This is a genomic window from Xanthomonas sp. D-109, from assembly GCF_017746095.1.
GTDB lineage: Bacteria > Pseudomonadota > Gammaproteobacteria > Xanthomonadales > Xanthomonadaceae > Xanthomonas_A > Xanthomonas_A sacchari.
This window is the reverse complement of sequence record NZ_JAGHWV010000003.1, coordinates 140477-160167: the sequence shown is the minus strand read 5'-3', so window position 1 is coordinate 160167 and position 19691 is coordinate 140477. Positions and strand designations below refer to the sequence as shown.

Genomic DNA, 19691 nt, shown 5'->3' with positions numbered 1-19691 from the left:
CTCCTAGTTTTCTTCCTTCTCACCTGCCACGTTGGAAGGAACCAGACCACTGCCGAGGCTGAACGACTTGACCTGCAGCACGCAGCCGTTGCCGCCCTGTAGCGGCTTGGCCTCCAGCGGAATGGCCTGCAGATAGGCGCCGGCGCCATCGATCGTGCAGCCGGCCGCATCGCCTGGCGACTCGGAAAAGCCCCACTTGCTGCCGCCCGACCACATGCACACGTCCTGCTTGCCGTTCTCCCAGCGCGTGCAGGGCTGCCCCTTAACCTGGGCGTCGCCAGCGAGCTTCCAGCCGATGGCCTGGACGGTCTGCCGTTCCTGCGTGCGCGTGCTGCTGTCGATCGGCAGATACATGCCGTTGGTGTCCTGGATGGTGTCCTTGTCCGTGTGCTCCTCGAGCTTGACCATGCAGGCGCCCTGCGCGCTGTCGCCATCGGCGCCGAGGGTCCAGCTGACCTGATGCGCAAACTGCCGATGCGCGTCCATCATGATCTCGACCTCGCCGGTTCCCAGCTTGGCTTCGTCCTGCGGCGAAAGCGCACGCGTGGGCATGCCGGAGCCACGGCAGGCTTCCAGCTTCGCCTGATAGTTCTTGCGCTCCAGGTTTTCGCCTCCCATGCGCGACTCCCAGGTCAGGACGACATGGAGGGCGGGCAGCGACTTGACCCCGCTTTCCGAGGAGGAATCCCCGCCGTTACCGCCCTCGGTCGCGTCGTGCGACTGGCAGCCGGCGGTGAACGCCAGCGAGGCCATGCAAGCAAGTGCCAGCGCGCGGGATCGGTTGGTCAATAACATCATGGAGCGGCCACCAGGAGTGTTCGGTCGGAAATGGGGGTTTGCACCAGGCGCGCCTGCCAATACGGACTGAACAGGCTGCCTTTTTCGAACTTGTTGTCGCCTCTGCCCCACACCGAGCGCCGGAAGGCGCTGAGTTCGTAGGGACGATTGAAGTAGACCTGCGCACTGGCCATCGCGCGCAATTGCTCGCCGCGCGCCTGATCCTTCAGCTGCATCCGTCCACTGCCGATCTTCAGCGCCGAGCTGGTGCGCGCCTTGTCGACCCGGGTGCCGACTTCGACGGTGTAGATCGGCCCGGCATTGGCACCCTCGGGCTGCTGCGAGTAAGCGTCCTTGACGTCGCGATAGCGAGGGCTGATGCCATAACGATAGCTGTTGATGAAAGCTTGGTTGCGTTTGAAGTCCGGCAGGACGGCCGGATCCCCTTCGATGAATGCACCGGCGATGTCGCTGCGCTTGGTGCCGTTGTAGGCCCGATAGGTGCGATTGTTTTCGTAGGGCGACTGCCATCCCCGCCCATTGTTCATCCCGGGAAAGAAGTTGGGTTTGCGATTGTTGACCGCCTGGGTTCCCGCCCAGCCGATCGGAATCTTGAGGGTGGTGACAAGCAGCGGAAGCTTGAGTTGGAAGGTGTCCACGGCCGACCACCGGTCGTACTCGACCATGTCGGTGCCGCCGTTGTTGTTGAAGATGCCGAACGCCGTGCCGTCGCGTGCGCGCGTGAACGTATCGCGCGACGCCATCACCACATTGCGATAGCGCTCGCCGCCCTTGTTGGTGCTGGTCAGGCCGCGGCGTTCGCCTGGGTTATAGCTTTCCAGCTGATTGCCTGCGGAAAGCACGTTCTTGGCCAGAACGCCCTTGCCGACCACGGTCAGATCGGCATCGGGCACATTGTCCTTGACGACCTTGCTGGCCATGGCGAAGACGTTGGCCTCCGACGTGAGGTCGCCCACCGCCGCCTCGGCGGCCAGCGCGTAGGGATGGTCGAGCGCTTGATCCAATATGCCGATGGTGGTGTCCGCTGCCCGCAGAAAGGTTTGGCGAAATATCTTGAGCGTCCTGTTGATCACCGTCATCGCGCGATCGACGCCGATCAGGACTTGACCAAGGGCCGGCACCCAGAACAGCAAGACTTCCGCGACCTCTACGACCTTCTCGAAGTGCACCGACGATGAGTGCACCATGGTCAGCCAGGAGTTCAGACTGACGATCTGCGCGACTGCCACCTCGTTGGCGACGCGTCCACGATTCAGATACGCCGCGAAATTACGCGCGCGCGCCTGCTCGACGGCGATGCTGTACGCCGCGGCATCGGCGGCATTGGTGAGTTCGACCTTCTTGCCGACCACCTGTCCGGTGTTGAAGGTCACCAGCAAGCCGACGCATAGCACCATCAGGAACACCAGCACCATCGGCATGGCCTGCCCCTGCATCCTGGAGCGGACACAGGTCGGCCCTGTGGCGACCGTCGTGGTCGAGGGATCGGCGGCGGCGATGATCACCATGCGGCTTCCTTCGGGCAACACCACACCGAGGGCACGACGCGTGCGTCGGACCCGGCGGGTTCCATGGATTGGGAGCTAGCGAATGTGCAGAAGTTCGGACGAGACTTCTGCCGACACGATCGACGGCAGGCCACCATCTGCCCGCCTCGGGGCAGATGGTGGCAAGGGCATTACTTGTTGCCGTTGTAAGCGGCCATGCCCTTGTCTTTGTCGGCCTGCGACTGCGCCTTGCCGGCGTTGGTGCCAGCACGGTTGATCATCTGGCTGGCGTCCTGCTTGCCCGACAGTTCCTGCGCCATACCGGCGACCTGGCTGCGGACGGTGCCGCCGAAGAACGTGAACACGCCAATCGCCGCGATCGCGATCAGGGCCACGATGATGATGTACTCGGTCATGCCCTGGCCGTGCTGCTTGCGGCCGAAGCGGATGGGCTTGCGTTGGATCTTCATCTGATTCCTCTCCTTGGCTCGATCGCCCAATTACCGGCAACACACAAGCGTGCCAGCGGCAACGTGTGGCGACATGGGTTCATTAAGTGAAGTCGTTCACGGAGACGAAGCTGGTCTCCGGCCCGCGCTTTACGTCCAGTAAAGAGATGGTGTGTAGCGGACGTGTGCACTGTAGCGTCGGGATATTGCCGTTACAAGAAAACTTGCGTTAATAAATTGGCGCTTAACAGGATTTGCATCACACTATAGAGTCAAACTTTGGACGCGTGCGTTCCCGTACGGAATATACAATTGTGAATTCGGTGCATTCGCACCGTGCGCTTCGTCAGATTCGAATGTGACGCATGGCGGATATGCCGGTGCCTGACACCGACTGCAATCAGGGACGCGGCATGTATCGCGCTGCACACACGGCGGCTGAGAACTTGGTGCGCTCAGATCCCGGCGAGGGCGACGGTTGGCGGTGCAGTACGTGCCGATGCGGGGCTCGGGCAGGTCCCCTGGGTCGACGTCGCCGCCCACGAGGTTCCCGCACAGATGGCGAGCGCCGGTGCGCGGTGTCCTTGCTGCGCCGTGTTGGCGCGGCCTCGGGCGACGCGAGACGTTGCCAGTTGTAACGACGCCTGGCGGCGTCGCATCGGGGCGGCGTAGGCCGCCTGGAGGGTAGGGCTGAGGGATGCTGGCGCGTCAGCTCCGCAACCCCACCCCGCGCCGCAGCAGCCAAAGCGCCAGCGCCGAAAGCACCGCGACGAAGCCCAGCATCAGGCTGTAGGCCACCCACACCGGCACGTCGCTGGTGCCGAGCAGGCCGTAGCGGAAGGCGTTGACCATGTAGAAGATCGGGTTGGCGTGGGTGGCGGCCTCGGCCCAGCCGGGCAGCAGCTTGACCGAATAGAACACGCCGCCCAGGTAGGTCAGCGGGGTCAGGATGAAGGTCGGCACGATCGCCACGTCGTCGAACTTCTTCGCGTAGACCGCGTTGATGAAGCCGGCCAGGGAGAAGATGGTCGCGCCCAGCAATACCGTGGTCAGGGTCACCAGCGGGTGCGGGATGCGTACCGGGGTGAAGAACATGGCGATGATCAGCACCAGCACGCCCACCATCAGCCCGCGCAGCACCGCGCCGGCGACGTAGCCCCACAGGATCACCCAGTTGGGCATGGGGCTGACCAGCAGTTCCTCGACGTGGCGGCCGAACTTGGCGCCGAAGAAGCTGGAACTGATGTTGCCGTAGCTGTTCTGGATCACGCTCATCATCACCAGGCCGGGGACGATGAACTGCATGTAGCTGTAGCCGCCCATGTCACCCACGCGCGAGCCGATCAGCCCGCCGAAGATCAGGAAGTACAGGGTCATGGTGATCGCCGGCGGCACCAGGGTCTGGCCCCAGATGCGCAGGATGCGCTTGACCTCGCGGCGCACGATGGTGCCCAGCGCGACCCAGTTGCGCTGGGCGGGCGTGGCGTCGGAAACGGGGAGGGTGGAATCGGTCTGGGAAGTCATGGTCGTCGCCGTGGGGGCATCAGGGAGTGGCGGACGGCGTGGCCGTGCCGGTCGTGGCCGCAGCGGCATCGCGGTGTTCGCCGGTGAGGCGCACGAACAGTTCCTCCAGGCGATTGCTCTTGGTGCGCATGGAGCGCACGCGGATGCCGGCGTCGCCCAGTGCGGCGAACACGCGGTTGAGGTCCATCGCCCGCGGCATGTCCAGGTCCAGGGTGTGCGCGTCCTGGGCGAGCAGGGTGGTGCCCTCGATCGCCGGCAACTGCGCCGGCAGCTCGCCATCGATGTCCAGCAGGAAGCCTTCCACGTCCAGCTTGGCCAGCAGGGCGCGCATCGGGCCCTGCTCGACGATGCGGCCGCGGTCGATGATCGCCAGGTTGCGGCACAGGCTCTCCGCTTCCTCCAGGTAGTGGGTGGTGAGGATGATGGTGGTGCCGGCGCCGTTGATCTCGCGCAGCACCCGCCACATGTCGCGGCGGATCTCGATGTCCACGCCGGCGGTGGGTTCGTCCAGGATCAGCAGGCGTGGCCGGGTCATCATCGCGCGGGCGATCATCAGCCGCCGCTTCATGCCGCCGGACAGGGTGCGGCTCATCACCTGGGCCTTCTCCCACAGGTGCGCACGCTTGAGTTCGGCTTCGGCCAGGCGCTCGGCCTCGGCGCGCGGCATGCCGTAGAAGCCGGCGTAGTTGACCAGGATGTCGAAGGGCTTCTCGAACAGGTTGAAGTTGATTTCCTGCGGTACCAGGCCGATCAGGCGCATCGCCGCGCTGCGCTGGCTGCTCAGGTCGGTGCCGAACACCTCGACCTGGCCGGCGCTGAGGTTGACCAGCGAGCTGATGATGCCGATCAGGGTGGACTTGCCGGCGCCGTTGGGGCCGAGCAGGGCGAAGAAGTCGCCGGGCAGCACGTCCAGCGACACGCCATGCAGGGCCTGCACGCCGTTGTCGTAGGTCTTGCGCAGGTCGCGCACGCGCAGCGCGGGCGCCGGGGTCTGTGAAGAAAGAGCGGATGCGGAAGTCAAGGCGGGCCTTCGCGCCGCATCGACGGCGCAGGAGAAGTGCAGCCGCTATTATAGAAGACCTCGCGGGGTCGCCCCCGGCCACAGACTGTTGCATCTCCGTGCCTGCCCAATTCCCGTTGAAACTGGTCGACCGCCACATGCTGGCCCCGGCCGTCGGCCACTATCGCTTCGTCCGCGACGACGGCCAGCCGCTGCCGTTCGTGCCGGGCCAGTTCGTGCAGGTGCACTTCCACTATGCCGATGGCACCGCGACCAAGCGCAGCTATTCGCTGGCCACCCGCCACGATCCGGCCCAGCCGGCCGATGCCACGGTCGAGATCGCGGTCAGCTTCGTCGCTGGCGGTGCGGCCACCGCGCTGTTCGAAGGCCTGGAGATCGGCGGGCAGATCTGCGCCAGTGGTCCGTACGGCCGCTTCTGCCTGCAGCCCGGCGACAGCAACCGTCGCTACCTGCTGATCGCCACTGGTACCGGCGTCACTCCGTACCGTTCGATGCTGCCGATGCTGGAAGCGGCGATGGCCGAGCGCGGCGTGGAGGTGGTGTTGCTGCTGGGCGCGCGCACGCCGGCCGAGTTGCTGTACGGCGACGAGTTCCGCGCCTTCGCCGATGCGCATCCCGGTTTCCGTTTCGTGCCGTGCTTTTCGCGCGAGCTGCCGGAGGCGCCGCATGCCGACGTGCGGCATGGCTACGTGCAGCAGTTCCTCGCCGAGTTCGCGCCGCAGGCTGAGGGCGACATCGCCTACCTGTGCGGCAATCCGAACATGGTCGACGCCTGCTTCGATGCGTTGAAGGAGGCTGGCATGCCGGTGCCGCACATCCGCCGCGAGAAATACGTCAGCAGCAAGTAACGGCCGCTGTCGGCGCCGGACATCCCGCATAGGAGCGGCTTCAGCCGCGACCGCTATACCTGCGGTCCGTCCGGGACGAAGCTGCGTGTTTCCGAAGCGTCGAGCGCGCTTCGCGCCCTTACCCTCACCCCAACCCCTCTCCCGGCGGGAGAGGGGCTCGTTACGCTGGTTTGCCGGTGATTTCGTGTCGTTCGGGCCAGGCGTCAGCATAGGGGTGCCCGTTGGCGCTGGACATCCCGCGTAGGAGCGGCTTCAGCCGCGACTGCTACACCTGCGGTCCGTCCAGGGCGAAGCTGCGTGTTTCCGAAGCGTCGAGCGCGCTTCGCGCCCTTACCCTCACCCCAACCCCTCTCCGGGTGGGAGAGGGGCTCGTTACGCTGGCTTGCCGGTGATTTTGTTTTGTCTGTAAAGGACGCTTGACAGTCGACCTTGGCGCGCGCATTCTGCTGTCAAGCGTGCTTGACAGGGGAAAGGTCGGCACGCCATGTGGCGCCGCCGTAACGGGCGGCCGGAGCGGGTCGAACTGAGATTGGGGACAGGGCATGGGCAACTGCAGGCGCAACGCGATCGTGGTGCTGTGCGTGAGTCTGGCGCTGCTGGCGGTGGCCTGGCTGCCGCTCGGCGGCAGCGACTATCTGCGCGGGATATGCATGGGCGTCGGCATCGGCGGCCTGTTCATGGCGCTGTTGATGTGGTGGTCGCGGGGCAGCCTGGCCGACAGCGCACCGCGGGCGCTGGCGCGGCGCTACTACCGCGAGTTCTTTCCGCCGATGGGCGCCTACGTGGTGGTGATGCTGTTCTGGAAGCGCCTGCTCGACAGCGTCGACGCGCACTGGCTGCGCGTGGTGGTCGCGCTGCTGCCGGCGTTGACGTTGGCGCTGGTGATCCGCGCGGTAGCGCGCTTCGTGCGCGACTCCGACGAACTGCAGCGGCGCATCGAGCTGGAGTCCATCGCCATCGCTGCCGGCCTGACCTGTGGCGTCTACATGGCCGCCGGCTTCCTGCAGGCGGCGCAGGTGATCGCGGTGCCGGCCTCGAGCGCGATGCTGTGGGTGTTTCCCGCGCTGTGCATGACCTATGGGGTGGTCAAGGTCGCGAACGCGCGCCGCTACCAATGAACAGCCGCATCCGCGAACTGCGCGAGGCGCACGGCTGGTCGCAGGGCGAACTGGGCGAGCGGCTGGGCGTGTCGCGACAGACCATCAATGCGCTGGAGACCGGCAAGTACGATCCGAGCCTGCCGCTGGCGTTCCGTATCGCGCGGCTGTTCGCGCACAGCATCGAGCAGGTGTTCCTGTTCGATGAGGCCGAGTAAGCGCGCACTCCGTTCCATGCCCTACCGGGTACCGACGACGCCATGTTCCGGCATGGCATTCTGCAAGCCATGAACTCAAGGATGCGAACCATGCGACACCCCTCCCGGCCGTTCGCCATCGCGGCGGCCACCCTCTTGCTCGCCGCCTGCCAGGCGGCCCAGGCACCGGCGCCGCAGACGTCCGAGCGCAGCTACGGCGCGCTGCGCTTCCACCCGTGCACGCTGACCAATCCGGTGGCCTCCAACAATGTGCCGGCGCAGTGCACGCGGATGGCGGTGGCGGAGAATCCGGCGGCGCCGAACGGCCGCAAGATCGAACTCAACATCGCCTGGCTGCCGATCACCGGCGAGGGCGGCAGCGACCCGGATCCGGTGTTCTTCCTCGCCGGCGGTCCCGGCCAGGCCGCCACCCAGGTCGCCAGCATCGTCGACATGGCGCTGCGCGAGACCCGCAAGCGCCGCGACGTGTTCCTGATCGACCAGCGCGGCACCGGCCAGTCCAACCCGCTGAGCTGCCTGGGACCGGACGGCAAGGACATGCCGCTGGCCGATCCGGCGCGCGCGCCCACCGCGAACGAACTGGTCGACTACGCGCGGCGCTGCGCGCAGTCGCTGCAGGGCCGCGCCGATCCGCGCTACTACACCACCACCCAGGCGATCGGCGATCTGGATGCGGTGCGCGCCGCGCTGGGCGTGGACAAGATCAACCTGATCGGCGGCTCCTACGGCACCCGCGTCGCCCAGCAGTACGCGCGCCGCTACGCGCCACACGTGCGCAGTGTGGTCATCGATGGCGTGGCGCCGAACGACCTGGTGGTCGGCGGCGAGTTCGCCACCACCTTCGAGGATGCGATCGCGTTGCAGGCCGAGCAGTGCAAGGCCGATCCGGCCTGCGCCAAGCGCTTCCCCACCGATACCCGCACGCAGTTGCGCGCGGTGGTGGAGCGGCTGCGGCAGGCGCCGGTGGAGGTGGACTACCGCGATCCGGCCAGTGGCGAGAGCCGCCACGACCGGGTCACCGCCGACACCGTCACCAGCCTGGCGTTCTCGTTCTCCTATGCGCCGCAGACCGCGTCGCTGCTGCCGCTGGTGCTGGACGAGGCCGCCAACGGCCGCTACGGCCCGCTGATGTCGCTGGCGCGGATGATGGGCGGGCAGCTGGACGGGCAGATGAACCGCGGCATGCAGTGGTCGGTGATCTGCGCCGAGGATGCCGACCGCTACCGCGCGCCGCAGACGCACGACACGCTGCTCGGCCCGGAAGTGGCGCAGATGTTCTTCGCGCCGTGCCCGGTGTGGCCCACCGGCACCCGCCCGGCCGACTTCACCGCGCCGTTCACCTCCACCCTGCCGGTGCTGCTGACCTCCGGCCAGCTGGATCCGGTGACGCCGCCGCGCTACGCCGAGCGCGTGCTGAAGGGCCTGCCCAACGGCCGTCACCTGGTGGTGCGTGGCCAGGGCCACGGCACCATGACCCTGGGCTGCATGCCCAAGCTGCTCGGCCAGTTCTTCGAGACCGCCGATGCCAAGCACCTCGATGCCACCTGCCTGGACGCGATGAGCGGCGTGCCGGCCTTCACTTCATTCAACGGATGGGAACCATGAGCTGCGCAGCGTTCGACAGGGAGGGGCAGGCATGATCGTCGCCGACAATCTGCACAAGGCATTCAAGACCCGCGCCGGCGCCGTGCAGGCCGTGCAAGGGGTCAGCTTCCAGGCCGCCGACGGCCAGATCACCGGCCTGCTCGGTCCCAACGGCGCCGGCAAGACCACCACCTTGCGCATGCTCTACACGCTGATGGCGCCGGACCAGGGCCAGGTGCGCGTGGACGGCGTCGACGTGGGCCAGGATCCGATGGCGGTGCGGCGCGCGCTGGGCGTGCTGCCGGATGCGCGCGGCGTCTACAAGCGGCTGACCGCGCGCGAGAACATCGCCTATTTCGGCGAGCTGCACGGGCTGTCGGCGGCGCGCATCGCCGAGCGCACCCGGCTGCTGTCGACGGCGCTGGACATGGACGACATCCTCGACCGCCAGACCGAAGGCTTCAGCCAGGGTCAGCGCACCAAGACCGCGATCGCCCGCGCGCTGGTTCACGACCCGCGCAACGTGATCCTGGACGAACCCACCAACGGCCTGGACGTGATGACCACGCGCGCATTGCGCGGGTTCCTGCGCGAACTGCGCGAGGAAGGGCGCTGCGTGATCTTCTCCAGCCACATCATGCAGGAGGTGGCGGCGCTGTGCGATCGCATCGTCATCATCGCCAAGGGCACGGTGGTGGCCGCCGGCACCGCCGACGAACTGCGCGCCCTGACCGGCGAATCCAACCTGGAAGACGCCTTCGTCAAGGCGATCGGCAGCGACGAGGGACTGCACGCATGAGCCTGCTCCGTACCGTATTCACCGTGATGCGCAAGGAATTGCGCGACCTTTCGCGCGATCGCCGCACCCTGGCGCTGGCCTTGCTGCTCGGGCCGCTGCTGTATCCGGCGCTGATCCTGGGCATGGGCGCGCTGGCCGAGAGCCGCGTGCGCACCCAGATCGACAAGCCGCTGGACATTCCGGTGATCGGCCGCGAACGCGCGCCGAACCTGGTCGCCTTCCTCGCCGCGCAGGGCCTGAACGCGGTCGCGCCGCCGAAGGACCTGGCCGGCGCCATCCGCAGCCAGGACGTGGACCTGGCGCTGAAGATCGACGAGGACTACGCCAACGCCTGGCACGAAGGACGTCCGGCGCTGGTGGAGATCATCAAGGACAGCACCCGCCGCGACGCCGACATCCCCACCCAGCGGGTGCAGGCCGCGCTGAGCATGTACGGCCAGCAGGTCGGGGCCTTGCGCCTGCTGGCGCGCGGCATCGATTCGCAGGTGTCGCGGCCGCTGGACGTGGCGCTGCAGGATCTGGCCACGCCCGAAGCCAAGCGCGGTGCGTTGCTGGCGATGCTGCTGCCGGTGCTGCTGACCATCACCTCGTTCATCGGCGGCGCCTACCTGATCCTCGACGCCACCGCCGGCGAACGCGAGCGGCAATCGCTGGAGCCGCTGCTGGCCACGCCGGCCTCGCGCAGCGCCATCGTCAGCGGCAAGATCGCCGCGGCCTGCGTGGTCGGCCTGGTGTCGCTGCTGCTGACCCTGCTCGCGTTCAAGCTCAGCGCGCAGGTGGCCAGCGGCATCGGCCGCCAGCTCAACGTCAGCTTCGTGGCGATGCTGCAGATGCTGTTCGTGCTGTTGCCGATGCTGTTCATCGGCACCTCGCTGCTGACCTACCTGGCGGCCGCGGCCAAGAGCATGAAGGAGGCGCAGAGCCACATGACCTGGCTGATGCTGCTGCCGATGCTGCCGGGTTACGCGTTGATGGTGTATCCGCTGAAGACCACGCTGTGGCAGTTCGCGGTGCCGTTCCTGGCGCAGAACCAGATGCTGATGAAGATCATCCGCCGCGAAACGATCGATCCGCAGATCTGGGCGGTGTACCTGCTCACCGGCTTCGGCCTGGCCGCGGTGCTGTGGCTGGCGGCGGTGCGCCGCTACCGGCAGGAGCAGTTGGCGATCTCGGCATGAGCCGCCGGCAGCGCGCGGACGCCGTCCGCGCGCTGCGCTCCATCGCCGCGCAGCCGCGCAGGGACTGCGGACGCGATGCACACTCCCTGCGCGCACGGCGGATGCGTCCGCCTTCCTGAAGCATTCTCCGCAGCGAGCCTTGCATGTCTCCAGATCCACACGATGCCCCGGCACTGACGGCTGCCGGCGATGCCCGCCTGCTGGAGCTGGGCGAGGCACGCATCCTGCAGCCGGGGATGCTGCGCTGGCTGCGAGCGGTGGCCTGGGTGATCGCCTTGCTCGCGCTGATGATCGTCGTGGCGACGGCGGTGCCGCTGCTGTGCGGCAGGCTCCTTGGGTCGGGCGCGGGTCCGCTTGCCTCGTTCGCCACGGCAGTGACGGCCGCCATCCTCTACGCCGTGGCGGTGCGCCTGGGCGAGCGGCGCTGGCCGGCGGAACTGGCCTGGCGCGCGGCGCCCTTGCAGTTGGCCGTCGGCCTGCTGCTGGGCGCGGCGATGTTCGCGGCGGTGATGGCGCTGATGGCGGCGTTGAACGTGTACGCGATCCGCTGGACCGGACCGGCGCCGCTGTGGGGGCCGCTCGGCAAGGCGCTGCAGGCGGGCGTGGTCGAGGAACTGATGCTGCGCGCGATCCTGCTGCGCCTGCTGTGGCGCGCATTCGGTCCCTGGCTGGCGTTCGCGCTGTCTGCGGCGCTGTTCGGGCTGGCTCACCTCGGCAATCCGAACGCCAGCGTGTTCGCCGCGCTGTGCATCGCGGTGGAGGCCGGGATCATGCTGGGCGCGTTCTACGTGCTCACCGGCCGGCTCTGGGTCTCCATCGGCGTGCACGCGGCCTGGAACTTCACTCAGGGCTATCTGTTCGGCGCGGCAGTGTCGGGCACCGACATGGGACCGGCGATCGCGCGCAGCACGGTGCAGGCGGGCGTGCCGGATTGGCTGAGCGGCGGCGCGTTCGGACCGGAGGCCTCGTTGCCAGGGCTGCTGGTGTGCACGGTGGTGGGCGCGCTCGCGACCTGGGTGGCCTGGCGCAAGGGCCGCTTCGGCACGCCTGCGCGCGGCGCGGGCAGTGTGCCCGCGGCCTGAGCGTTTCCGCTCGGCGCGGTCGTCGGCGATGCAGCGCGCCCGGCAGCCGCCGGGCACGCTTTAGGTCTTGGCTCAGCCGCCGGGATTGAACGCCAGCGTGCGGCGGGTGGTGATTGGTGCGCTGACCGGTTCGAAGCGCCAGCGCTTGGTCGCGTTCAGCGCCTCGCGGTCGAACACCCGCGGTGGCGTGGAGCGCAGCACGCGTGCGTTGGTGACCGCACCGTCGGTGCCGACGGTGATTTCCACCAGCACTTCGCCGGCGGTACCCGAGCGCAGCGCTTCGGGCGGATAGCGCGGGGCCGGGGTGCTGATCGGGCGCAGGGTCTGTGCCGTGGCGGCGGATGCCGGTGCGGCCGCGGGCGTCGCCGCCGGTGCCGGCGTCGCTTGCGCGGTGGCAGCGGGCGTGGCGGGGCGCGCGGCGGCCTGGCGTTCGGCTTCCTGGCGCGCGCTCTCGCGGCGCGCGGCTTCCTGTTGCGCGGCGATCTGCTGCGCCGCCTGCGCCTCGCTGGCCTGCTGCTGCGCCTGCTTCTGCTGCTCGGCGGCCAGCTTGGCCTTCTGCTCGGCGTCCTTCTTGGCCTTGTCGGTCTCGTCCTGGCTGCGCTGGGCCACCGTCTCCATGCCCTTGCTCACGCCCTGCTTGAGCCGCGGCAGCGCCGGCGCCTGCGGATCCATCTTCTCGATCAGGCCGATCAGGCGCTGCGCTTCCGGGAAATCCTCGCGGTTGATGCTCTGTTCGGCGGCGATCAGCGTGTACGGCATCAGGTCGGTCAGCGCGCTCTTGACCCCGGCGTCGTCGGGCTGCTTGTCGCGCAGCGCCAGGTAGTACTCGACCGCGTTGTTGCCGGCCGGCGCATACATGCGGTTCTCGCGCAGCGCCTGGCTGGCCGAGTCGTGCAGCTGTTCGGTGCCCATCGACTGCACCTTGGCCGACACCGGCGGCGGTGCCGGCGCGTTGGCCGCGGCGGTGGCCGGTGCGGCGGTGGGTGGCGCGCCCTCGTCCTGCTTGGAGCAGGCCGCCAGCGCGGCCAGCAAGAGGACGGGCGCGACGCGGCGCGCCTTGGCGAGTGTGGTGAGTTGCGACATGCGTCCCCCTGAATCCCCGGTGTTGGCAATCAACGATGCGATGGCGGTGCGTTCGCGGTGCTGCGGCCCCCATGCCGCCAGCGCACCCCATCGGTCAATCTAGCATCCACGGCGGCCGCGTGTGTGGCAGCCGCAGCGCTGCGGCAAAAAGCGTGACGCTGCGCGTCGTTCAGTGCGCCGGCCGCGCCGGCGCGGACCCGGACATGATCCGGTCGGTCCAGGCGATGCCGATCGCCGACAGGATGAAGATGCCATGGATGATGGTCTGCCACAGCACGCCGGTGGCGGTCAGCGTCGCGCAGCTCTTCAGGTCCACTGTGCCCACGGCGCTGGCCAACTGCTCCGGCGAGCACATCGGCATGCCGCCGAGCGCGCCGACCGCGATGAAGGTCTTGAGCAGGTGGATCGAGGAGATGCCGATGATCGACAGCGCCAGCTTGACCTTGAGCACGCTGGCGTTGACGTGGCTCAGCCACTCCGGCTGGTCCGGGTGGCCTTCCAGACCCAGCCGCGACACGAAGGTCTCGTAGCCGCCGACGATCACCATCACCAGCAGGTTGGAGATCATCACCACGTCGATCAGGCCGAGCACGATCAGCATGATCTGCTGCTCGCCCAGGCGCGGCGCCTCGTGGATCAGGTGCCACAGCTCCTTGCCGAACAGGAACACATACACGCCCTGGGCCACGATCAGCCCCAGGTAGAGCGGCAACTGCAGCCAGCGCGAGGCGAAGATCAGGTTGGACAGGGGATGCAGGCGGGGCCGCTCGGGAGTCATGGTGTGGTCTGGAATGCTGCGTTGCGGGAGCGGCCAGGGTACCCGGCCGGCGATGACGCTGCCAAGCCGGGGGCCGCCGCTACACTCGGGATCCCCTGTCCAGGAACGCCGCCATGATCGATCTGTACTACTGGCCCACCCCCAACGGCCACAAGGTCACCCTGTTCCTCGAGGAAGCCGGGCTGGACTACACGCTCAAGCCGGTCAACATCGGCGCCGGCGAGCAGTTCGCGCCCGAATTCCTGGCGATCTCGCCCAACAACAAGATGCCGGCCATCGTCGACCATGCACCGGCCGACGGCGGCGCGCCGCAGAGCGTGTTCGAGTCCGGCGCCATCCTGCTGTACCTGGCCGAGAAGACCGGCCGCTTCCTGCCGGCCGATCCGCGTGGGCGCGTGCTCGCGCTGGAGTGGCTGTTCTGGCAGATGGCCGGCCTCGGCCCGATGACCGGGCAGATGGGCCACTTCAACGTCTATGCGCCGGAGAAGATCGGCTATGCGATCGAGCGCTACGGCAACGAGGTGCGGCGGCTGCACGGCGTGTTGGACAAGCGCCTGGCGCACAGCGCCTACCTGGCCGGCGACGACTACGGCATCGCCGACATGGCCAGCTACCCGTGGATCGAGGTGTACAACGGCCTGACCCCCGACTACGCCGCCTTCCCACACCTCAAGCGCTGGCACGAGGCCATCGCCGCGCGTCCGGCCACCCAGCGCGCCTACGCCCTGAAGGAGCAGGTGAACCCGAACGCGGGCAAGCCGCTCAGCGATGCCGAGCGCAAGCACCTGTTCGGGCAGCGCTGAGCCGGCGCGCTTCTCAAATCCCGGGCGCACGCGCATCATCCGTGCGCTCGGTGCTCCATCAGGAACCTTCATGCGCTCTCTGTTCGCCGCTCTCGCCCTCATGCTCGCCACCCCCATCGTTCCCGCCCACGCCGAGAAACTGACCCTGGAGGCCATCACCGGCAGCAAGCCGCTGTCCGGGCCGACCCTGATGAAGCCCAAGGTGGCGCCGGACGGCTCGCGGGTGACCTTCCTGCGCGGCAAGGACAGCGACCGCAACCAGCTGGACCTGTGGGAGTACGACATCGCCAGCGGGCAGACCCGCATGCTGGTGGATTCCAAGCTGGTGCTGCCCGGCACCGAGACCCTGAGCGACGAGGAGAAGGCGCGCCGCGAGCGCCAGCGCATCGCCGCCTACACCGGCATCGTCGAGTACCAGTGGGCGCCGGATGCGCATGCGCTGCTGTTCCCGCTCGGCGGCGAGCTGTACCTGTACGACCTGCGCAAGACCGGCAGCGCCGCGGTGCGCAAGCTCACCCACGGCGAAGGCTTCGTCACCGATCCCAAGATCTCGCCCAAGGGCGGCTACGTCAGCTTCGTGCGCGGACGCAATCTGTGGGTGATCGACCTGGCCAGCGGCCAGCAGCATCAGCTCACCCACGACGGCAGCGAGACCATCGGCAACGGCGTGGCCGAGTTCGTTGCCGACGAGGAAATGGATCGCCACACCGGCTACTGGTGGGCGCCGGACGACTCGGCGATCGCCTTCGCGCGCATCGACGAAACCGAGGTGCCGGTGCAGAAGCGCCCCGAGGTCTACGCCGACCACACCGAGGTGGTGGAGCAGCGCTATCCGCAAGCCGGCCAGCCCAACGTCAGGATCCAGCTCGGCACCATCGCGCCGCGTGCCGGCGCGCAGCCGCAGTGGATCGACCTGGGCAAGAACCCGGACATCTACCTGGCACGGGTGGACTGGCGCGATCCGCAACGGCTCACCTTCCAGCGCCAGTCGCGCGACCAGAAGCGCCTGGAGCTGATCGAGGCGACCCTGGCCAACGGCAAGCAGCGCGTGCTGATCACCGAGACCAGCCCGACCTGGGTGCCGCTCACCTACGATCTGCACTTCCTCAAGGATGGGCGCTTCGTCTGGGGCTCGGAGCGCAGCGGCTACGAGCACCTGTACCTGGCCTCGGAAGACGGCCGCACGCTGCGCCCGCTGACCCAGGGCGAGTGGATGGTGGACGAACTGCTGGCGGTGGACGAGGCGGCCGGCAAGGTCTATTTCTCCGCGACCAAGGAGTCGCCGACCCAGACCCAGCTGTACGCGGTGCCGCTGGCCGGCGGTGCCATCGAAAAGCTGTCCAAGCCCAACGGCACGCATGCCGCCAGCTTCGCCAAGAACGCCAGCGTGTATGTCGACAGCTGGTCCAACACCACCACGCCGCCGCAGATCGAGCTGTTCCGCGCCAACGGCGAAAAGATCGCCACCCTGCTGGTCAACGACCTGGCCGATCCGCAGCATCCCTATGCCGCCTACCGCGAGGCGCAGCGGCCGGTCGAGTTCGGCACCCTGACCGCCGCCGACGGCAAGACCCAGCTGCACTACCGGCTGATGAAGCCGGCCGGCTTCGATCCGGGCAAGCGCTACCCGGTGGTGGTCTACGTGTACGGCGGCCCGGCCGCGCAGACCGTGGTCGATGGCTGGCCCGGCCGTGGCGATGCGCTGTTCGACCAGTACCTGGCCCAGCATGGCTACGTGGTGTTCTCGCTGGACAACCGCGGCACGCCGCGCCGCGGCCGCGATTTCGGCGGCGCGCTGTACCAGCACCAGGGCACCGTGGAAGTGGACGACCAGTTGCGCGGCGTGGCCTGGCTGAAGGCGCAGCCGTGGGTCGATGCCGCACGCATCGGCGTCTACGGCTGGTCCAACGGCGGCTACATGACCCTGATGCTGCTGGCCAAGCACAGCGAGGCCTATGCCTGCGGCGCCGCCGGCGCGCCGGTGACCGACTGGGGCCTGTACGACAGCCACTACACCGAGCGCTACATGAACCTGCCCAAGGCCAATCCCGACGGTTACCGCGACAGCCGCGTGGCTGCGCACCTGGACGGGCTGACCTCGCAACTGCTGTTGCTGCACGGCATGGCCGACGACAACGTGCTGTTCACCAATTCCACCTCGCTGATGAGCGAACTGCAGAAGCGCGGCAAGCTGTTCGAGCTGATGACCTATCCGGGCGCCAAGCACGGCCTGTCCGGCAGCAACGCGCTGCATCGCTATCGCACCACCGAGGCGTTCCTGGCGCGCTGCCTCAAGCCCTGAGTGCGCCGCCGCGCTTCCCTCTCTCCGCTTCCGCATGACAAGGAGTGACGCCATGTCGAGTCCGCCGCCGCTGCCCGGGACGCCCGATCCCACCTCCGCCACGGCGCAGCCGCCGGCCAAGCGCGGCTGGTGGGCGCGGCACTGGAAATGGGCGGTGCCGCTGATCGTGCTGGTGCTCGGCGCCCTGCTGCTGGCGTCGATCGCGGTGTTCGTGCTCGGCATCGCGCGCGTCACCAAGTCGTCCGAGCCGTACCGGGTCGGCGTGATGGCCGCGCAACGCGATCCGCGCGTGGCGGCCGCGCTGGGCGCGCCGATCAAGGACGGCATCATGCCCAGCGGCAGCTTCAACAGCAGCGGCGCCGGCAGTGGCAATGCCGCCCTGAGCGTGTCGCTGCACGGCACGCGCGCCAACGGCACCCTGTACATCGAAGCCGAGCGCCATGCGGGTGAGTGGCACTACACCACCCTGCAGGTATTGCCGGATGCGGGTGAAGCGATCCCGCTGCTCGATGCGCTCGGGCAGGACGCCGACAGCGAGGACGACGAGGCGGCGGACGGGATGGCGGTCGAGGCGCCGCCGGTACCCGCGGCGGACGTGCACAGCGCCACGCCTGCCGAGGCCGACGCCACGCAATAGCGGGCGCAAGCGGTTTGCCGCGCATGTCGTGTGCGGTCGACAGCGTCCACGGGCACGCGATGGCGTATCGCCACCGCCGCATGCGGCATCGCCGCGCGGTGGCGGCCATGACCTCCGGCAGATGGCCGATCCGGCAATGCCGCGTACGGTCCCTGCATCGTTCTGTCGGAGCTGCGCCATGAAGCCACGTGTCCTCGCCATCGCCCTGACCCTGGCGCTGGCGGCACCTTCGCCGTTCCCTGCGCTGGCGGCAGCGGCCGCACCGGCGGCTGCGTCGGCCAAGCACGCGCCGGCTTGGGTGGAGCGCAGCAATGCCTTCGCGCAGATCCTGCTGCAGGCGCAGGCACCGTTCCAGGCCGAAGAGGTGAGCTTTTTCGGCGTACCGGGTTTCGACGACCAGGTGTCCGATTTCGGTCCCGACAACGCGCGGCGCTTCCGCGAGGCCACCAGCGCCGCGCGTCGCACGCTGCAGGAAAAACTGCAGGTGGAGCGCGATCCCAACGTGCGCCAGGACCTGGCGATCCTGATCCACGCCGCCGACCAGTCCATCGAGGGCAGCACGCTCAATGAGCGCTTTCTGCTGCCATGGACCGATGCGCCGCAGCACGTGTTCGGCGGCATCAACAACCTGTTGTCCGAGCAGGTACCGGCGGCGCGCCGCGCCAAGGCGCTGCTGCGGTTGCAGCGTTACGTCGGCTTGGCGCCGGGCAGCACCTCGACCCTGCAGCTGGCGCGGCAACGCTACGAAGAGAAGCGCGCCGATGGCAACCTCCTGCAGCCGACCAAGCGCGAGGTCGAGCAGGCCTTGAGCAACGTCGATACCTACGCCAAGGGCATTCGTTCGCTGTTCGCCGAGTACAGGATCACCGGCGCGGACGCGGCGCTGGCGGCGATGGACAAGCAGTTCCAGGACTACGCCACCTGGACCCGCACGGTGGTGTTGCCGCAGGCACGCGAGGATGCGCGCCTGCCGCCAGAGCTGTATGCGTTCCAGCTCAAGCAGGTCGGCATCGACATCGCCCCGCAGGTGCTGATGCAGCGCGCGCAGCTGGAATTCATGGAAACCCGCGCGGCGATGCAGCAACTGGCGCCGCTGGTGGCCGCGGCAAAGGGCCTGCGCGGCGACGATGCACGCGACTACCGCACCGTGCTGCGTGCGCTCAAGCGCGACACCATCCCCGACGACAAACTCGAGGCGCACTACCGCAGCGTCATCGACCGCATCGATCCGATCATCCGCCAGCAGCGCATCGTCGACGTGCCGCAGCGGCCGATGCAGATGCGCCTGGGCTCGCCGGCCGAAAGCGCCGCGCAACCGGCGCCGCATTTCCGCCCGGCGCCGCTGGTCGGCAACACCGGCGAGCAGGGCACCTTCGTGCTGCCGCTGGGCAATCCGGACAGCGCCGGCAAGGGCGAGCATTACGACGATTTCAACTTCGGCGCCGCGGCATGGACGCTGAGTGCGCACGAGGGCCGGCCCGGCCACGAACTGCAGTTCACCGCCATGGTCGAGCGCGGCGTGTCGCTGGCGCGCAGCCTGTTCGCGTTCAATTCGGTCAACGTCGAAGGCTGGGCGCTGTACGCCGAGGCCGAGATGGTGCCGTACGAGCCGCTGGACGGGCAGTTGATCGCCCTGCAGTTCCGCCTGCTGCGCGCGGCGCGGGCCATGCTCGACCCGATGCTCAATCTCGGCCTGATCGACCGCGAGCGTGCGCGCCTGGTGCTGGAGAACGACGTCGGCCTGTCGCCGGCGATGGCGCGGCAGGAGCTGGACCGCTACATGGTGCGCGCGCCCGGCCAAGCCGGCAGCTATTTCTACGGCTACAGCCGCATCCTAGAACTGCGCATGCGCACCGAACTGGCGCTGGGCACCAGGTTCGACCGGCTGAAGTTCAACAACTTCCTGCTGGACCAGGGGTTGCTGCCCCCGGACCAGTTACAGGAGGCGGTGGAGACCCAGTTCATCGCCAACACGCGTGGCAGCGAGGCGCCCTGACCCTTGC

At 68.2% G+C, this 19691-nt stretch carries 18 protein-coding genes; 11 read left to right on the top strand and 7 right to left on the bottom strand.

Going from position 1 to position 19691, the window contains the following annotated elements:
* Nucleotides 1-3: 3 nt before the first annotated feature.
* The 5 genes from J7357_RS05135 to J7357_RS05115 all read right to left on the bottom strand — a co-directional run bounded on the left by J7357_RS05135 (nt 4) and on the right by J7357_RS05115 (nt 5279).
* Nucleotides 4-798, bottom strand: a complete 795-nt coding sequence (locus J7357_RS05135) for a hypothetical protein (protein WP_209245236.1) — start codon at nt 796-798, stop codon at nt 4-6.
* Nucleotides 795-2306 (bottom strand): pilus assembly protein TadG-related protein, encoded by a 1512-nt coding sequence (locus J7357_RS05130; protein ID WP_209245235.1) that lies wholly within the window; start codon nt 2304-2306, stop codon nt 795-797. Before J7357_RS05130 ends, J7357_RS05135 begins: the two co-directional genes overlap by 4 nt.
* A gap of 170 nt (nt 2307-2476) precedes the next feature.
* On the bottom strand, nt 2477-2755 hold the full coding sequence (locus J7357_RS05125; RefSeq protein ID WP_010340544.1) for a hypothetical protein: 279 nt from the start codon (nt 2753-2755) through the stop codon (nt 2477-2479).
* Nucleotides 2756-3442: 687 nt separating this feature from the next.
* Complete coding sequence (locus J7357_RS05120; protein WP_209245234.1) at nt 3443-4258, bottom strand: ABC transporter permease; 816 nt, start codon at nt 4256-4258, stop codon at nt 3443-3445.
* A gap of 19 nt (nt 4259-4277) precedes the next feature.
* Nucleotides 4278-5279 (bottom strand): ABC transporter ATP-binding protein, encoded by a 1002-nt coding sequence (locus tag J7357_RS05115; protein ID WP_209245233.1) that lies wholly within the window; start codon nt 5277-5279, stop codon nt 4278-4280.
* A gap of 137 nt (nt 5280-5416) precedes the next feature.
* Here J7357_RS05115 and J7357_RS05110 point away from each other — a divergent pair, with 137 nt between their 5' ends.
* The 7 genes from J7357_RS05110 to J7357_RS05080 all read left to right on the top strand — a co-directional run bounded on the left by J7357_RS05110 (nt 5417) and on the right by J7357_RS05080 (nt 12085).
* Complete coding sequence (locus J7357_RS05110) at nt 5417-6127, top strand: FAD-binding oxidoreductase (protein WP_244667306.1); 711 nt, start codon at nt 5417-5419, stop codon at nt 6125-6127.
* Between the two features lie 542 nt (nt 6128-6669).
* The gene (locus J7357_RS05105; protein ID WP_209245232.1) at nt 6670-7245 is read left to right on the top strand and encodes a hypothetical protein; all 576 of its coding nucleotides are present in this window, start codon (nt 6670-6672) and stop codon (nt 7243-7245) included.
* On the top strand, nt 7242-7442 hold the full coding sequence (locus J7357_RS05100; RefSeq protein ID WP_010340539.1) for a helix-turn-helix transcriptional regulator: 201 nt from the start codon (nt 7242-7244) through the stop codon (nt 7440-7442). Before J7357_RS05105 ends, J7357_RS05100 begins: the two co-directional genes overlap by 4 nt.
* Nucleotides 7443-7532: 90 nt before the next feature.
* Nucleotides 7533-9047, top strand: coding sequence for an alpha/beta fold hydrolase (locus J7357_RS05095; RefSeq protein WP_209245231.1), 1515 nt, complete (start codon nt 7533-7535; stop codon nt 9045-9047).
* 31 nt (nt 9048-9078) lie between these two features.
* Complete coding sequence (locus J7357_RS05090) at nt 9079-9825, top strand: ATP-binding cassette domain-containing protein (protein WP_010340635.1); 747 nt, start codon at nt 9079-9081, stop codon at nt 9823-9825.
* On the top strand, nt 9822-11003 hold the full coding sequence (locus tag J7357_RS05085; protein WP_209245230.1) for an ABC transporter permease: 1182 nt from the start codon (nt 9822-9824) through the stop codon (nt 11001-11003). Before J7357_RS05090 ends, J7357_RS05085 begins: the two co-directional genes overlap by 4 nt.
* Before the next feature lie 143 nt (nt 11004-11146).
* Nucleotides 11147-12085: a CPBP family intramembrane glutamic endopeptidase gene (locus J7357_RS05080; protein WP_209245229.1), complete on the top strand. Its 939-nt coding sequence runs from the start codon at nt 11147-11149 to the stop codon at nt 12083-12085.
* Between the two features lie 72 nt (nt 12086-12157).
* Here the strand turns inward: J7357_RS05080 and J7357_RS05075 are convergent, their stop codons facing one another.
* Both J7357_RS05075 and J7357_RS05070 read right to left on the bottom strand, forming a co-directional pair.
* On the bottom strand, nt 12158-13168 hold the full coding sequence (locus J7357_RS05075; protein ID WP_209245228.1) for an energy transducer TonB: 1011 nt from the start codon (nt 13166-13168) through the stop codon (nt 12158-12160).
* Nucleotides 13169-13337: 169 nt separating this feature from the next.
* Nucleotides 13338-13946, bottom strand: a complete 609-nt coding sequence (locus tag J7357_RS05070; protein WP_209245227.1) for a TIGR00645 family protein — start codon at nt 13944-13946, stop codon at nt 13338-13340.
* Nucleotides 13947-14059: 113 nt separating this feature from the next.
* Between J7357_RS05070 and J7357_RS05065 the strand changes: the two genes are divergently transcribed.
* From J7357_RS05065 to J7357_RS05050, 4 genes are all read left to right on the top strand, one after another.
* Complete coding sequence (locus J7357_RS05065; RefSeq protein WP_153751779.1) at nt 14060-14749, top strand: glutathione binding-like protein; 690 nt, start codon at nt 14060-14062, stop codon at nt 14747-14749.
* Nucleotides 14750-14819: 70 nt separating this feature from the next.
* On the top strand, nt 14820-17051 hold the full coding sequence (locus J7357_RS05060) for a S9 family peptidase (protein ID WP_209245226.1): 2232 nt from the start codon (nt 14820-14822) through the stop codon (nt 17049-17051).
* A 52-nt stretch (nt 17052-17103) separates the two neighbouring features.
* The gene (locus J7357_RS05055; RefSeq protein ID WP_209245225.1) at nt 17104-17688 is read left to right on the top strand and encodes a cytochrome c oxidase assembly factor Coa1 family protein; all 585 of its coding nucleotides are present in this window, start codon (nt 17104-17106) and stop codon (nt 17686-17688) included.
* Nucleotides 17689-17866: 178 nt separating this feature from the next.
* Entirely contained in the window at nt 17867-19684 is a 1818-nt protein-coding gene (locus J7357_RS05050; RefSeq protein ID WP_209245224.1) for a DUF885 domain-containing protein, read from the top strand.
* The last annotated feature ends 7 nt before the right edge of the window (nt 19685-19691 follow it).